This is a genomic window from Trinickia sp., assembly GCF_057351765.1.
Window position 1 is genome coordinate 1 of sequence record NZ_JBMRBK010000097.1, and the last position, 14,389, is coordinate 14,389.

Genomic DNA, 14,389 nt, shown 5'->3' on the forward strand with positions numbered 1-14,389 from the left:
GCCTGTGCAGTAAGAGACCCGAGCCCGCAACACTTGCAGCTCACTATCCTCGAAGTCCCTTTGCTTAATCTTTTGGAGAACTGTCATGAAAACGCTGATGATCGAAGACCTGAGCGTCGCCAAAGAACTCGACGGCCGTGCAATGTCCGCAGTGCGCGGCGGCAACCTGGGCTATTACTGGCCGCTGTCGTACTCGCCCGTGCATGTCACCGATACGACCAACTTCAGTGCGCAGCAGGTCATCGGTCAAACGAACAGTATCGTGAACAACACGGGCAACAACGTCGCCTTCGCGAGCGGCATCCACTCGACGGTCAAGCCCACGCAAACCGCCTCGAACACGATCAATTTCTGATCGTGCGAGCCTCGCCGCCATGGAGGCGCCAAGCTTCCGTGGCCGGCGGCCGCGCGCCGCCTCTGCGCCCCGCCCACACCCTTTTTCGGAGTAATGTCATGTCATCCATCATCATTCGCGAGTTGGCGCCCGACTCGGGACTCGACCGCAAGGTCATGTCCCGGATTCGCGGCGGCACCAATTCGTGGCTCGCGGGGCTCGGCCCCATCGCCAATGTCACGGTCGGCGTGAGCCAGAACATCGAGCAGAATCAGGCTGTCGTCGTCAACGCTCTCAACAACAACGGCGTCATCGGCGCGGACTTGGGCCCGCTCAAGTTCAACGTCAATCCGTCGCAGTTCGCGAGTACCGGCTTCCGTCTGTAAGCCGACGGCCGTACTCGTCGATCAAGGCAATCGAGACTGTGCCGTCTCGGTTGCTTTTTTTCGTCGCCGCGCTCGGCCAGCGAGTGCCCGAATCACCTCCTATACTGAATGGCACGTTGTGCGTCTTGCACGGCCGCTTGGCCTCGGAGGCGCCGACGCATCGTCACGCTGTTTTGTCGCGCGGAGTCCCCATGGCCATGCTCGTGATTCACGATCTCCCGGAGAGCGTCGAGCTCGATAGGCAAGCGATGTCCGCCATCACGGGCGGCTCGATGGTTCAAGCCCATCAAACGCTATTCACGCGTCCGCAGACATTCACCGGTTTTCCTCAGACAACGGTCGTCGAAAACGCTGAATCCGTCGGGCCATTCGCCGGCACGAGCGCGCTGCGCGTGCACACTACGCTGTTGCGCTAGCGCGTGCAGGCGGACGTAACGCCCGACGCTCGAACTGCGGGCCACCCCTGAATCAAGCAGCGAGTCGCAACATCGCAGGCCGTGCAATGGCAGGCGGGAATACGCACCACGAGCCGTCGTCGTGGCGGAAGAAAAAGATCGAGAGCGTGCCCGTGGTATGCGCGGCTTCAACGAGAACGTAACGATGCCGGGCAAGCGCCATGCGGCCGATGCGCCTCACGCGAGCCGGTACGGACGGCGTGGGCGCGAGCCACTTGTCGACGAGTTGACGAAGCGCTGTGGCAGAGCATGCCTGGTCGGAGTTCATTTGTCGTCTCCCTGTCGGTTCGGCGGCGGGCACTCGTCGTGCGGGTGTCAGTGGTGGGTGGATGGTCTTGCGCTCACGCTGCGAGCGCCATACGGCCGATGTCGCTCGGCGCCTGGTACTGACGGCGAGCTGCGATGAAGGCGCGATACATGCCCGTCATCGCGCGCATTGCAACGGCCGGATGCCGCGCACACGCGCGGACCTGTTCGCTGCGGGCCGCCCCTTCGAGGCACCATGTGCAAAAGTGTTCGCAGTTGTTGGTAAGCAGCCTGTAGTGGTTTTCGCCGAGGCGCGAGCGCGCGCGTTGTACGGCTTCGAGGCCGGCGTAGCGGGCGTTCGGTTCATCGATGACGTCTATCCCATGACCCGCGGCAAACCGTTCGAGCGACACTTCCTCCACCGGACCGCGATGGAGGGTCGTGCAAAAACCTGCGTAGTGAACGACGTTGCCGTTGCCGACGTAGATGCCGTGATGGCTGTAGCCGGCGCGACGCGAGACCAAATGAGCGCCGAGGGCGTATTCGGTTTCTGCTGATTGGAGGTGGGTGTTCATGGCGCTCGTCCGTCTGAGTGATGTCGGCAAGTCCAAGGTGCGAAAGGGTTTGCCTGTTGCCGACTAATCTGCATCGACTATGCCAATGCGAGCAGAGCCTTACGGAGCAACGCTGTGCGGATATCACTGCTAATGACGGGAGGCGAACTGTCTGGCTCGACCCAACATTTCACGCGGCATTGTGTTGGTGTGCGGGCATCCATCGATCGATATCGACGATTGCCCGGCAGGCGCGCTCTAGTGTTGGTTCGCCACGCACTGCCGCAGCGTCGTTGTCGGGCGTGTCCCGACACCTCGTACGGGCGAGAAGACGGCAGGAGAATGACGGCTATGGAGCCGCGTGCGCCAGCGGCTTGCCTGACGGGGCTTCCAACGACGAGCCTGCCGCGCATTGCGCGCCCAGGGCCTCATGGTATGGGGCTTGCATGATCAGGCGAGAAGCGCGTGGCGGTCATCCGCCCGCCCGCGTATCGTTCCTAAGCACCCGCCACCGCAATACGAAGGAGAACGGTCATGGCCGTCATCACGATCACCGACTTGAACACGACGCGGGAGATGCCGCGTCACGCGATGTCGCTCATCCGCGGCGCCGGCGCACCCTGGGTGTTCGGCTGGATTCAGCCTTTCGCGCCGCCCGTGCCGAGTATCGGCCCCGTCGTCAATCTTTATCAAACCAACAACACGTTCTACGCGAATCAAATCGTCAATCAGTTTCAGAATATCGATGTGAACAACGCGGGCTCGAATTCGAATCTCACCGTCGTCGCGGGTGAAAACGGCAGGAACGGGCTGGGCTGAAACGATTCACGGGCGGTGGCTCATGGCAACCGAACTCATCTGGACATCGGCGTCGTGCAGCGACGTCGGCCTGGTACGCAACGTCAACGAGGATGCTTGCCTCGATATGCCTCGGCGTGGCCTGTGGGCCGTGGCCGATGGCATGGGGGGGCACGCGGCGGGAGACGTGGCGAGCCGCCTGGTCGTCGATGCACTCGCGGCGCTTCCCGAGCCTGACAGCCTCGCGCAGTTCGTTGCGGCGGCGCGCGACGCGCTTCAGTCGGTGAACCTAAAGCTGCGCGAGCAAGCGGCGCTGCGGCGCGTGCGCGCGATCGGCAGCACAGTGGCAGTGTGCCTCGCGAGCGGACGCGGCTGTGCCCTGCTATGGGCCGGCGACAGCCGCGTCTACCACTACCGCGATGCATGGCTGCAGCAGCTCACGCGCGACCACAGTCAGGTCGAAGAACTGAGAGCACAGGGCTATCTGACGGGCGAAGAAGCGCGCAATCATCCGGCGCATCACTTGATCACGCGCGCTGTGGGTGCGGCGGATTGGCTCGAGCTCGATGAGGCGCGTGTCGATCTGTGCGATGGCGACGTACTCCTCATTTGCAGCGACGGACTCACGAACGAAGTCGGCGACACAAGCATCGCGCTCACCCTGGCCCTTGCGCGAAGCGACTGCGTCGAGGCCGCGCACGCGCTCGTCGATATGGCGCTGCAAGAAGGCGGTCGCGACAACGTATCCGTCATCGTGATACGCGTCGACGATCCCGGTGCCACCGACCGGACGCTCGTCAATCCTTCCGTCGCGAGGTAACGGCTACGGCCGGCCGCACGGGTGAACGAAGGTGAAAGCGGTGCGCAGGTTCACGCCTATCTATAACGGGCCCTCGCCCTTCCCGGACGCGGTGCCGCTCTGATGACGAAAGTCCTTCGATCGAATGCCGTGCTTCTTGAGCAGCATTTGCAGATGCGAACGATTCATCTCGCAGCGTCGCGCGAGTTCGGCCACCGTGCCGCCTGTTTCCAGCAGTCCGCGTTCGAGAAAAGCACGTTCGGCCTCATCGCTCGCGGCGCGCTTTGCCTCGGAGAGCGAGATCGGTACCGCCGATGTGCTCTGAATGCCTTCGCCGCCGTCCGCATCCCGGTTGAGCGCCGAAACCGTGGCGAGCGCAAGCTGTTCGCGCGGCCGAATGTCCTCAGGCAGGTGATGGAGATCAGCCACGTCGCCGGCGAGACAGGAGATCCGATAGATGAGATTGCGCAACTCGCGGATGTTGCCGGGATACGCGTAGTTGAGCAGAAACTCCCGCAGCTTCGGCGTCATTTTGACAGGCCGACGCTTGAGCACCTCCGCCGCCTCGTCACCGAAGTACGAGAAAAGCAGCGGGATCTCGTCGCGGCGCTCGCGCAACGACGGGAGCGTCAGGTGAATCACGCTCAGCCGATAGAAGAGATCCTCGCGAAAGCGGCCCTGCTCGCTCATCTGACGCAGGTTGCGGTTGGTCGCTGCGACGATGCGGGTGTCGACCGCGATCGTCTCGTCCGATCCCACACGCTGGATTTCATGCGCCTCGAGCACGCGCAAGAGCTTCACTTGGCCGCTGAGCGGCAGCTCGCCGATCTCGTCGAGAAAGATCGTGCCCGTATGCGCGCTTTCGAACTTGCCTTTGCGATCGCTCGACGCCCCCGTGAACGCGCCCTTCTTATGGCCGAAGAGTTCCGACTCGAGCAGATTGTCTGGAATGGCGCCGCAGTTCACGGAGATATAGGGCTTGTCCGGGCGTGAGCCGTTTGCATGAATGACCTTCGCCATCAGTTCCTTGCCCGTGCCGCTCTCGCCATCGATGAGCACCGGCAGGTCCGTCGGCGCGGCCTTTTCGGCGATCTCGAGCGCCGCGAGCAGCGTCGGATTGTCGCCGAAGGTTCCTTCGAAGATGAAGCTGCGATCGATGAGCGCCTGCTTGCGCATGCGAGCGGTGAGCTCGGGCGCGCTGACGGCGTGCGGCTCGAGCTCCGCGGCCTCCACGAAACGCTCCTTGCGCGAGAGCTGCATGACATCGTCGCGCAGCGTGTTGGCCTGATTGAGAAGCTTCTCGATATCGCCGCGCTCGAGCTTGGGCGCCCAGCGCAGCATCGAGCGGAAAATCTCGATCTTCTCCAAAAGGCCGGCGTAGGAGACGGTCGTGCTGCCGAGACCGACAGGATTGAAGAGTTTCATGGCAGCTATCCAGGTTAGCGTGGGCCTTGTCCATCACATCAACTGCTTCTGAACCAGCTGGTAATACATGCCCTTGCGTTGCACGAGTTCATCGTGCCGCCCGTCTTCGACGATCGCGCCGTCGTAAAGCACAAGGATCTTGTCGGCGCGCATGATCGTGCTCAGACGGTGCGCGATGATGACGGCCGTGCGTCCCGCCAGGATCTCCTGCATGTTCGCGAGGATGTTGCTCTCCGATTGCGTGTCGAGCGAGGACGTCGCTTCATCGAATACGATCAACCTCGGGTTGTGATAAAGCGCACGCGCGATGCAAAGCCGCTGGATCTGCCCGCCCGATAGCCCCACGCCGCGCTCGCCGACGATCTGCTCATAGCCGAGCGGCATCTTGCTGATGAACGCATGTGCGTCCGCCATCTTCGCGACCTCCTCGATGCGGCGCCGGTCCGGACTTGCATCGCCGCACGCGATGTTCTCGGCGATCGAGCCGGAAAACACGAGATTGGTCTGCATGACGTAGCCGATCTGCGCGCGGTAATACGCTTGATCGACGTTGTTCATATCGTAGCCGTCGACGACGATCTTGCCATCGGTCGGCGTATAGAAACCCACGAGCAGCTTCGCGAGCGTCGTCTTGCCCGAGCCGCTTCTGCCGACGATTGCCACCATTTCGCCCGGCTTGATGTCGAAGCTGATGTTCTCGAGCACATAGGGTGTTTCGTTGCTGCCGTAGCGAAAATAGACGCCGCTTAGCTTGATATCGCCCTGCAGATCCGGAAGCAGCACGCGCGACGCGCATTCGGCGGGCTTTTGCTCGGGCTCGATGTCGAGCACGTCGCCTAGCCGCTCCATTGCCACCGCCGCATCGTTCATGAGACTCCACAGCCCCACGAGCCCCATCAACGGCGCGAGCACGCTACCCATGAAAGCGTTGAACGCGATCAACTGGCCGATGCTCAACTCCTGTGCGAGCACCAGCTTCGCGCCAACCCAAAGGATCACGATCGTAGTGGCGGCATTGAGCAACTGGCTGCCGAACGCAACCAGGATATGAAACGATTGGGCGCGGTACTGCACGTCGAGCGCTTTCGCGTACTTGCGCTCCCACTTGAGCCGCACTGGCCGCTCGATGCCCATGCCCTTCACCGTCTCGATGCCGCCAAGCGCCTCCATCAGCAGCGATTTCGCGTCCGTCGAAGCCGCGAACACATCGCGCGCAAAACGCTTGATCCTCGGCGTGGCGATCGCCGTCACGGCCATGATAGGCACGACGAAGGCGATCAAGAGCAACGTCATCTGCACGTTGTAGAGAAACATCACCGTAAAGTAGATGACGATCATCAGTAGGTTGAGCACGGTCGTCACCGTCGATTCGGTCAGGAATGCGCGGATCGTCTGGTTCTCCTGGAAGCGTGCGAAGACATCGCCCGTCTTTCGCTTTGCAAAAAACCCGAGCGGCAGCGACATCGTGTGCTTGAAGAACTGCGACATCATCGAGAAGTCGAGGCTGCGCACCATGAAATTCGAGAGATACGCACGAATCGTCGACATCAGCTGGGTGAACAGATTCGAAATGACGAGGCCCACGATCAGCAGATTGAGCAGGCTCACGTTCTGATGAACGACGACGCCATCGAGGATATTCTGAATGATGAGCGGAGGAATGATGCCGAGCACCTGAATGACGAACGTCGCAAGAAAAAGATGCGCGAGGATCTTCTTGTACGGTCTCAGATAGCCGACGAAGCGCACCCATGGCGAGCGCGACGCCGCGCCTCGGGTGCTCGCCTCGCCGGCCGTGAGGAGCAGACACGTGCCGCTCCAGCCGCGCTCGAACTCCTCGAGCGTGAGCTTGCGAAATCCGAGCGCCGGGTCCGCGACGCGCACCCAGCGCTTCGAGACACCATAGACGACGACGTAGTGATAGCCCTCCCAGTGCACGATGAACGGCAAATCGAAACCGCGCATTGCCTCGTAAGTGCATTGCACGCCGCGTGCCGTGAAGCCGAGCGATTCCCCCGCGCGCGCGAGGCTGTCGAGCGTTGCGCCTTGTGTCGTGACATTGGCGAGCTCACGCAGCTTGCCGAGTGTCATCGGAATACCGTGATGGCGGCATATCATCGCGAGACAGGCGGCACCGCAATCCATCTCCTCGGCCTGCTCGACAAGTGCAAAGCGCTTGATGAGCTTCGCACCGAATTCGTCGCTTGCGCCGAGATCGAGCGTGACAGGCCGCTTACGCCGCTCGGCGAGAAGCTTGTGGCGCTGCAGCTCGCGGTCCATGAAACGAATGCGCTCTTCGAGCACTTCGCGCAGTTTCGGGTTGCGCTCGAGCATGAAGTGCAGAGTCTTCTCCGGAATGACGATGAGCCGCACTTCCGTCACGGCCGTCACCGTGGCCTGCTGTTCCTGCCGCAGCACGCAAGCGCGCTCACCGAAAACCGAGCCGGCGCCGAGCGTGGCGAGCGGATAATCCTCGCTGTCCGCGCGATATGTCACGCGTACTTCGCCTTGGCGCACGACATAAAGCCGCATGTCCTCGCGAGAGCCCTGCTCGAGGATGGCCTTGCCCGCCGTGACACGCTTGACACCTACGCTCGAAACGTACTCCGCAAGCTCCGCGCGCGTCAGCTTGCCGCGCAAATCGAAGAGCCGTGCGACAAAACCGCCGGCGGAGCTGAGGGCCACGTAACTCGTCACGAATGAACGCGCGGCATCGTTGCCGGCAAGCGCAGCCTCGATCGCAATGCGCGGAATGAACAGCAGCTCGGCCTTCGATGAGGCCCGCACCGAGGCCTCGTGCCAATACTTGCGCAACATGGCAATCTCGCCGAATGCCTCGCCCGCCTTGCGCACGCCGAGGCTCGTCTCCTTGCCGTGCTCCTCGATGAAAAGACGCACCGTGCCGGCTCGCACCACGAAAAGTCCGTCGGCAGGCTCACCGCGGCTGCATACAGTGTCGCCGAATGCGAACGTGCGCGGCACCGCCTGCGCGGCGAGGCGCTCGAGCTCGTCGCGCGTAAAGAGCGACAACGGCTCGACAGCGGACAGAAATTCGACCAGAGACTGAACTTCGGCCGGTGCCGGGATTTGCGCGTCCATGGATATTCGCCTTTGTCTCGTTTCAGCGCGCTTCGATGATGTGTTCCTGAGCTCGCGCGGCAAGCCATTCCTCGCGCAAGACACGCCGCACTTCGGATGCGACGTCGGCGTCGAGCGTCGCCGGACATTTCGCCGTCACCGAGAAAATCTCGTAAAACGACCCGTCAGGCGCGGCGAAGGGGCCAATCAGGTCGCCCGCTTGCGCATTGAAGACCTTCGCTTCGATCTCGGTCTTGAGCGAGCCGCGCAGCACCTTGCCGATCACGCCGCCGCTTTCGCGTGTGTCGGCGATCGAATGTTCGCGCGCCATGTCTGCGAAGCTCTCCGGATCGTCGGCAAGGATCGACATCATCTCGCGTGCCTGCCCTTCCGACTCGAGTACGATATGACTCACCTCGACGCTGTCGAACTTCGGCGAATTGAGCTTGAAGTACGCCTCGACCGCCTCGTCGCGGCCGACCTCGGCGAGCATCTTTTCCTGGTAGAGCGTGTCGGTCACGAATGCCTCGAACTCGTCGAGGCTCACGCCGAACGCGTCGAGATAGCGGTTCATGTCTGCCGCGCGGTGCAGGCCGCGCACCCGGCGAAACTGGTCGGCGCGCGCCTGGATCTCGTCGGCCGATACGCTCATGCCGAGCTTTTTCGCGGCGATGACCGTGAGCCGGTCGCGGACTTGCTGCTCGACGAGGCTTTCGAATTGCCCGGTGAGCTTCAGCACTCTGACGAAGTCTTCGGTGTCGATGACTTCGTCGTCGATTCGCACGATTGACGCCATGTCGGTCTCCTAAACCTGTTCGTGTCCGTGCCGCTTATCCGGCGACCTGCCGGAACGGGTCGAGCGCAAAATCGATCAGGCGGCGCTCGCGTACCACGATTTCCGCCGTCGCCGTCATGCCGTAGCGCAACGGGTATTTCGTATCGCCGATCGCGTAGTAGTCGCGCGCCAGCGTGACACGGCCTTCGTAGACCGGCTGCTTCGTGCGCGCCGAAGGCTTCGTCGCCGGCGATATGTATTCGAGCACGCCCGAGATCACGCCGTAGCGCTGGTAGGCGAACGCGTTGAACTTGAGTTTCACGTGTTGCCCCTCTCGCAAGAACGCTCGATCCTGTTCCGCGATCTCCACCTTCACGACGGGGCGCGCGTTGGCCGGCGCAATGCCGCCGAGCGGGGTGTTCGCCTGGATCTTGTCGCCGGGCTGCGTGGTCGTCACGTCGGTAATGACCCCCGAGACCGGCGCGAGCACGAGCAGAAAATTGTCTTTGTCGATATTTTCGAAGCGAATGCGCGCGGCCGCATCGGCAGCAAGGCGTGCCGTTTGCACCTGGAGGCGCAGCTTGTCTTCGGTATTGGCGATGTCGCGCAGTGTGGCGTCGTATTCGATGCGCAGGTTCGTGAGCGTCTCGCCACTGCCTTCGAGCTGCGCCTTGGCCTGCGCGAATTCGTGGCTCGATTGCGCCTCGAGTTCCGCGAGCTTGGCCTGCGCGATGCGCACGTTGTTCTCGGATTGCAGATACGTGCTTTTCTTTTCCTCGACCTGCGTTTGCGATACACCTCCGCCGCCGGGCAACGTGAAAAGGCGCGCGAATTTGTCCGCTTCGCCTTTCGCGAGATCGCGCGCGCGCACCGCGTTGTCGATGTTGCTGCGCGCCGCATCGATCTGGGCCTTTTGCGCTTGCGCGAGCTTGCTCGTGCCCTCGGCGATGCGGTTTTCGTGCTGATGCTCCGCCACTTCGATCTGCGCTTTGAGCGCATCGGCCTTACGCTGCATCAGTGCCTTTTTTTGCGGAAATTGCTGCCATTCGTGCTCGGCGTCTTCGAGTTTCAAGCGTGCGTCGAGCGCATTCGTCGCGGCTTCGATTGCGCCGCGCGCATTGATGCGCCCAATCACGTCGTCCTTCTTCACGGGCTGCCCTTCGGCGATATAGATATCGGCGAGTTCGCCATCGACGGGCGCATAGATGCGGCGCACTTCGGATTCGGGCGCAAGCGCGCCGTCGGCTGTCACGATGACGTCTGCCCGTCCGATGAACGACCACGCGAGCGCGATGACGATCAGCGCCGCCACTGCGGCGACGGTTGCCTCGATGAGTCGCCTCGGTTCTTCCGTGAGAATCGCGATGCCCTCGGCACCGTGCTCCTCGAGCGCCTCGTTCAACGGCTCGAGGCGACGCGGCTCGCGCGCGGCGCTCACCGCACACTCCTTGGCGCCGCTGCGCTCAGCGCGCGCAGCTTTGGAATTCGCGCCTGAAACGGCGGTGTCGCGAAGTGTATCGACTCGAGTTCTTCCGCTGCCGCCTGAGCCCGTCCGGCACGCGCGTCGGTCTCGATCTGCCGATAAGCGCGCAGATCGTCGCGCACCAGCGACAAGCCCGCGAGGCGCGGATACCGATCGCCGTAGTCGTCGATCATCGCTGGCAGCGCATCGAGCCGATCGGTGCGCGCGTCGTTGAGCGCGGCTTCGATGGCCGCTTTCAGACGCTCGAGCGCGGCGACGTACACGGAGTCGTCGGTTTGAAGCTGGCGCAGATGGCTGAGCGCGTCCGCATACGGTTCGCCGAACGCGGGCAAATACGACACGATCTGCTCGAGTGCGCGCTGATGCTCGTTCGGGTCATCGTTCCAACGCGCGATGAGTGACGTGATGGGGACCTCGTCGCGGTAGATCCTGATCGGCGCGTCCGAGCCGCCGCGTCCCATCCAGAACGATTCGAGTTCGCCCATCCAGACAAGCTCGGCAACAAGCGGCGCTGCCTCGCGGTTGTGGCTCGCCAATCCCTGCATGTCGGCAGCCACAGCGCGCGCCCGGTTGAACGCGTTCGCCTTCAACGCCGCGAGCCAACCCGGCACCTTCGCCTTTATCAGCGCCTCGGTGCCCGCGGCCTCGAACGCCGCATCGCCCGGATGCCGTGCCAGGTAGCCGTTCGCCAATTGCGCCGCCGCGTCGAACCGTCCGGCCGACATGAGCGCTCTCATGTCGCGTTGCGGGTTGCCGCGCAGATAAAGTATTGCGGCAAGCGCACAGATAAGCGCTAACGCGACTGCGCCCCAGCGGCCGATGCGCCGCATGTCCGGCGCAGCGTTGGCGCCCAGCGCAATCGCTAGTTCGTCGATGAACGTCGCGATTGCGCCCCGGCGCCTGGGCGCCTCACGCGGGGCGCCGCTCGATTGCGACGCCGCAGCGCCGTGGCTCACTTCGTCTTCCCCCGTACCCGCGGGATCGACGCAGAAGATGTCGAGAAACGAGTGTGGGGCTGCGATGAACGTCGTCCTGTCCATATCCGCCAACGGCATGGCCATTGGCACGGCGGCGGCTTGGGCGTTTGCGGGCTCGGCGCGCTCTGCCGCTTTTGCCGGAGCTTCGGTCTGCGTCCGAGCTTGCGCTTGCATCTGCGTCAACGTCGGATCGGCGATGCTGCCGCGGCGAATACCCACGCGATACGCGAAGTGATCACCGCCAAACGCGAGCAGCGCGCCGTCTTCGAGTCGTACCGCACGCTCCTCGAGACGCGTTCCCTCGACGAACGTGCCGTTCGTGCTGCCGAGATCCTCCACGAATATCTCGCCGTGTTCGGCGAACACGTGCGCGTGACGGCGCGACAGGTAGTTCACCTGGTGTGGATAAGCATCGCGGTATCGCGCGAAGGTCTCGTCCGTCTTGCTGACGAGGAACGGAAAACTTGTCGCGACAATCGGCTCGAGGCCGAGATCGGTGCGCTCCGGCGTCAGCGTAAGGACCACCGAACGTGCATTACACACCGCGCGATTCGCCGGGCACGGCGCCAGTTCGACGCGGCAAGCGAGTATGCCGGCAAAGCGCAGCTCATCCCCGTCCTGGAGCGCTTGGGGCTTCTCGCGCACGTCGCGGCCGTTGAGCATCGTACCGTTCTTGCTGCCGAGATCGGCGATGTATGCGGCGCCGTTCTCGATAAACAGCTTCGCGTGACGGCGCGACAGCTCCGCGACGATTTCGGCACGCGCGGACGCAAACGGAGGTTCGGCCCGTCCGATGGCGAACAGCTCGCTCTCGATGCGAATGTCGCCGATCTCCGGATGCGATACCGGTTTCAAGACGACATCGAAGCGCCGCGTGAGCGGCATCTCCATTTCGGCAATCGGAAGACCATCGGAAGCCATGGTTCGACACCTGCAGATGAGCGCCGGGCCGCCCCGGTTTTCTCGCTTCCCCTGATACGCAGGGGTCGTCCGAAGCGGGGAGAGCGTGAGGAAAGTGTAGGCGACGTAAGACGGCAGTCAATGCGGACCGATCGGGGCTCGTCGCGTTCCCCGGGCCAGCCGACCGTTCACTGCGCATCGTTCATTTGATGATCGAACCGCCGGCCCCGGCGCCACGCGCGGCATCGCTGCTAGCATTCTCGACGACGACAGCAGGCCAGCCGCCGCCGATCGCCTTGTACAGCGTGACCGTATCGGTAAGAATCTGCTGATGATTCGCGACGAGCGCGAGTTCGGCGGCTGCGAGCGAGCGCTCCGATTCGAGCACTTCCAGCTGCGACACCACGCCCTCTTTCAACTGCGCTTCGATCTGGGCGGCCACGACGCGCAGATGCGCGTTTTGCTCCTGAAGCTCGCGGCGCTGCTTCTTGTGCGCCTCCAGATTGACGAGCGCGTTCTCGACCTCCTCGAAGGCGGCGAACACCGTCTGCCGATACTGCTGCTCCGCCACCTCGCTTTGCGCCTCCGTCGTCCTGATGTGCGCTTTCACACTCGGATCGAACATGGGCAGATTGATGCTCGGCAAGAAGCTGAACGTGAACGCTTTGAACAGATCGGAAAGTGCGAACGCCGCCGTGCCGCCTCGGCCGGTGAGACTGATACTCGGCAATTGCGCGAGCTTGGCCGCGCCGATCGAGTCATACGATTCGAGCACGCGGTACTGTGCGGCGACGACATCGGGCCGGCGGCCGAGCAACTGTGCAGGCAAGCCCATCGGCACCTCGGGCAGCTTGACGCGCTCGCGCAAGTGTCCGACGGGCATCTTGAACTCGCCGGCCGGGACGCCGACCAGCGTGGCAAGCGCGTTCTCGGCGAGATCTCGCGAGCGTTGCAGATCGATGAGCTCGTTCGCCAGCGCGTTGATTTCCGCTCGCTGGCGCAGCACTTCGGTTTGCGGCACGAGACCGCCGGCGAGCATCGACTGATAGATGGCGAGAATCTGCTTGTTCTTGGCGAGCGTCTTTTGCTCCTGCTCGATCTGATCGTCGAACTGAAGAATCTGGAAGTACGTGCTCGACACGCCTGCAACGAGTGTCAGATAACCGGCGCGCCAGTCCGCCTCGGAAGCGTGGTATTCGGCCTTTTGCGCTTGGACGCCCTTTTCGACCTTGCCCCAGATGTCGATGTCCCAGTTCACCTGCGTGCCCAGATTGATGGTTTTCGTGAGCCGCTGGTGCGTGTTCTTTTCGAAATCGGCACCGGCGCCCAAATCGGCGCTCGGCAACGCGCCGGCGCGCACTTCGCCGATCTCGGCACCCGCGACGCGAATGCGCGCGGCGAGCACCTTTATGTCGACATTGCCGGCGATTGCCTTGTCGATGAGCGAATCGAGATAGGCGTCGTCGAATGAACGCCACCATTGCGGGTCCACCGTGTCCGACGCCGAGACCGGTCGCCCCGCATGCGCCCAGGTGGTCTTCTCGGGCGTGTCTGGGCGCTGGTTGGCGGGAATTTTCAGGTCCATGCAGCCGGACATAACGATTGCGGCAAGACCCGCTGCGATAGCGTGGCCGAAGAGCGGACGCGTGCGGCTGCGGAAAATCGACGCGCGAGCCAGGCCTGTCGAATGGTTCACGTTCTGCTCCTGGGATGACGTCTATCGATGGAACGAACTGCGGAGCTGAAACAAGCGAGTGCCCGACGGCGGCACCGCCGCGCCAGCCATGGAAGCTTGACGCCTCCATGGCGGCGGGGCTCGCACGATCAGAAGTTGATCGTGTTCGTGGCGGTTTGCTTGGGCTTGACCGTCGAGTGGATGTCGCTCGCGAAAGCGACGTTGTTGCCCGTGTTGTTCACGATATCGTTCGTTTGACCGATGACCTGCTGCGCACTGAAGTTGGTCGTATCGGTGACATGCACGGGCGAGTACGACAGCGGCCAGTAATAGCCCAGGTTGCCGCCGCGCACTGCGGACATCGCACGGCCGTCGAGTTCTTTGGCGACGCTCAGGTCTTCGATCATCAGCGTTTTCATGACAGTTCTCCAAAAGATTAAGCAAAGGGACTTCGAGGATAGTGAGCTGCAAGTGTTGCGGGCTCGGGTCTCTTACTGCACAGGC

The 14,389-nt window shown here is 62.8% G+C and carries 14 protein-coding genes; 5 read left to right on the forward strand and 9 right to left on the reverse strand.

Features of this window, described 5'->3' with window-relative positions; translation table 11 throughout:
- The first annotated feature begins 85 nt into the window (after positions 1-85).
- The 3 genes from ACO1XS_RS25840 to ACO1XS_RS25850 all read left to right on the forward strand — a co-directional run bounded on the left by ACO1XS_RS25840 (position 86) and on the right by ACO1XS_RS25850 (position 1,136).
- A complete protein-coding gene (locus ACO1XS_RS25840; protein WP_486392017.1) occupies positions 86-355 on the forward strand; it encodes a hypothetical protein in 270 nt (89 codons plus the stop codon).
- Between the two features lie 98 nt (positions 356-453).
- Entirely contained in the window at positions 454-720 is a 267-nt protein-coding gene (locus ACO1XS_RS25845; RefSeq protein ID WP_331570486.1) for a hypothetical protein, read from the forward strand.
- 191 nt (positions 721-911) lie between these two features.
- Entirely contained in the window at positions 912-1,136 is a 225-nt protein-coding gene (locus ACO1XS_RS25850; RefSeq protein WP_486392018.1) for a hypothetical protein, read from the forward strand.
- 52 nt (positions 1,137-1,188) lie between these two features.
- On the opposite strand, the gene ACO1XS_RS25855 is transcribed toward ACO1XS_RS25850, so the two are convergent.
- Together ACO1XS_RS25855 and ACO1XS_RS25860 are read right to left on the reverse strand one after the other, a co-directional pair.
- The gene (locus ACO1XS_RS25855; RefSeq protein ID WP_331570482.1) at positions 1,189-1,443 is read right to left on the reverse strand and encodes a hypothetical protein; all 255 of its coding nucleotides are present in this window, start codon (positions 1,441-1,443) and stop codon (positions 1,189-1,191) included.
- A gap of 73 nt (positions 1,444-1,516) precedes the next feature.
- Positions 1,517-1,996: a lecithin retinol acyltransferase family protein gene (locus tag ACO1XS_RS25860; RefSeq protein WP_331570480.1), complete on the reverse strand. Its 480-nt coding sequence runs from the start codon at positions 1,994-1,996 to the stop codon at positions 1,517-1,519.
- Between the two features lie 513 nt (positions 1,997-2,509).
- Between ACO1XS_RS25860 and ACO1XS_RS25865 the strand changes: the two genes are divergently transcribed.
- A complete protein-coding gene (locus ACO1XS_RS25865; protein WP_331570478.1) occupies positions 2,510-2,794 on the forward strand; it encodes a hypothetical protein in 285 nt (94 codons plus the stop codon).
- Between the two features lie 22 nt (positions 2,795-2,816).
- Positions 2,817-3,593 (forward strand): PP2C family protein-serine/threonine phosphatase, encoded by a 777-nt coding sequence (locus ACO1XS_RS25870; RefSeq protein ID WP_331570476.1) that lies wholly within the window; start codon positions 2,817-2,819, stop codon positions 3,591-3,593.
- Between the two features lie 60 nt (positions 3,594-3,653).
- Here ACO1XS_RS25870 and ACO1XS_RS25875 read toward each other — a convergent pair whose 3' ends face one another.
- The 7 genes from ACO1XS_RS25875 to ACO1XS_RS25905 form a co-directional block, all read right to left on the reverse strand.
- Complete coding sequence (locus ACO1XS_RS25875) at positions 3,654-4,997, reverse strand: sigma-54 interaction domain-containing protein (protein ID WP_486392019.1); 1,344 nt, start codon at positions 4,995-4,997, stop codon at positions 3,654-3,656.
- Positions 4,998-5,030: 33 nt separating this feature from the next.
- The gene (locus tag ACO1XS_RS25880) at positions 5,031-8,096 is read right to left on the reverse strand and encodes a peptidase domain-containing ABC transporter (protein ID WP_486392020.1); all 3,066 of its coding nucleotides are present in this window, start codon (positions 8,094-8,096) and stop codon (positions 5,031-5,033) included.
- Between the two features lie 22 nt (positions 8,097-8,118).
- Positions 8,119-8,871, reverse strand: a complete 753-nt coding sequence (locus ACO1XS_RS25885; RefSeq protein WP_331570470.1) for a peptidylprolyl isomerase — start codon at positions 8,869-8,871, stop codon at positions 8,119-8,121.
- Positions 8,872-8,905: 34 nt separating this feature from the next.
- The gene (locus ACO1XS_RS25890) at positions 8,906-10,288 is read right to left on the reverse strand and encodes a beta-barrel domain-containing protein (RefSeq protein ID WP_486392021.1); all 1,383 of its coding nucleotides are present in this window, start codon (positions 10,286-10,288) and stop codon (positions 8,906-8,908) included.
- A complete protein-coding gene (locus ACO1XS_RS25895) occupies positions 10,285-12,231 on the reverse strand; it encodes an FHA domain-containing protein (RefSeq protein WP_486392022.1) in 1,947 nt (648 codons plus the stop codon). Before ACO1XS_RS25895 ends, ACO1XS_RS25890 begins: the two co-directional genes overlap by 4 nt.
- Positions 12,232-12,412: 181 nt before the next feature.
- On the reverse strand, positions 12,413-13,834 hold the full coding sequence (locus tag ACO1XS_RS25900) for an efflux transporter outer membrane subunit (protein ID WP_486392023.1): 1,422 nt from the start codon (positions 13,832-13,834) through the stop codon (positions 12,413-12,415).
- A gap of 200 nt (positions 13,835-14,034) precedes the next feature.
- Positions 14,035-14,304 (reverse strand): hypothetical protein, encoded by a 270-nt coding sequence (locus ACO1XS_RS25905; protein ID WP_331570466.1) that lies wholly within the window; start codon positions 14,302-14,304, stop codon positions 14,035-14,037.
- Positions 14,305-14,389 lie beyond the last annotated feature (85 nt).

Excerpts from the sequence above, each read along its gene's own strand:
- ACO1XS_RS25885 (WP_331570470.1), bottom strand. The coding sequence starts at position 8,871 with ATGGCGTCAATCGTGCGAATCGACGACGAAGTCATCGACACCGAAGAC.
- ACO1XS_RS25870 (WP_331570476.1), top strand. The coding sequence starts at position 2,817 with ATGGCAACCGAACTCATCTGGACATCGGCGTCGTGCAGCGACGTCGGC.
- ACO1XS_RS25880 (WP_486392020.1), bottom strand. The coding sequence starts at position 8,096 with ATGGACGCGCAAATCCCGGCACCGGCCGAAGTTCAGTCTCTGGTCGAA.
- ACO1XS_RS25850 (WP_486392018.1), top strand. The coding sequence starts at position 912 with ATGGCCATGCTCGTGATTCACGATCTCCCGGAGAGCGTCGAGCTCGAT.
- ACO1XS_RS25845 (WP_331570486.1), top strand. The coding sequence starts at position 454 with ATGTCATCCATCATCATTCGCGAGTTGGCGCCCGACTCGGGACTCGAC.
- ACO1XS_RS25905 (WP_331570466.1), bottom strand. The coding sequence starts at position 14,304 with ATGAAAACGCTGATGATCGAAGACCTGAGCGTCGCCAAAGAACTCGAC.
- ACO1XS_RS25860 (WP_331570480.1), bottom strand. The coding sequence starts at position 1,996 with ATGAACACCCACCTCCAATCAGCAGAAACCGAATACGCCCTCGGCGCT.
- ACO1XS_RS25895 (WP_486392022.1), bottom strand. The coding sequence starts at position 12,231 with ATGGCTTCCGATGGTCTTCCGATTGCCGAAATGGAGATGCCGCTCACG.
- ACO1XS_RS25855 (WP_331570482.1), bottom strand. The coding sequence starts at position 1,443 with ATGAACTCCGACCAGGCATGCTCTGCCACAGCGCTTCGTCAACTCGTC.
- ACO1XS_RS25865 (WP_331570478.1), top strand. The coding sequence starts at position 2,510 with ATGGCCGTCATCACGATCACCGACTTGAACACGACGCGGGAGATGCCG.
- ACO1XS_RS25875 (WP_486392019.1), bottom strand. The coding sequence starts at position 4,997 with ATGAAACTCTTCAATCCTGTCGGTCTCGGCAGCACGACCGTCTCCTAC.
- ACO1XS_RS25840 (WP_486392017.1), top strand. The coding sequence starts at position 86 with ATGAAAACGCTGATGATCGAAGACCTGAGCGTCGCCAAAGAACTCGAC.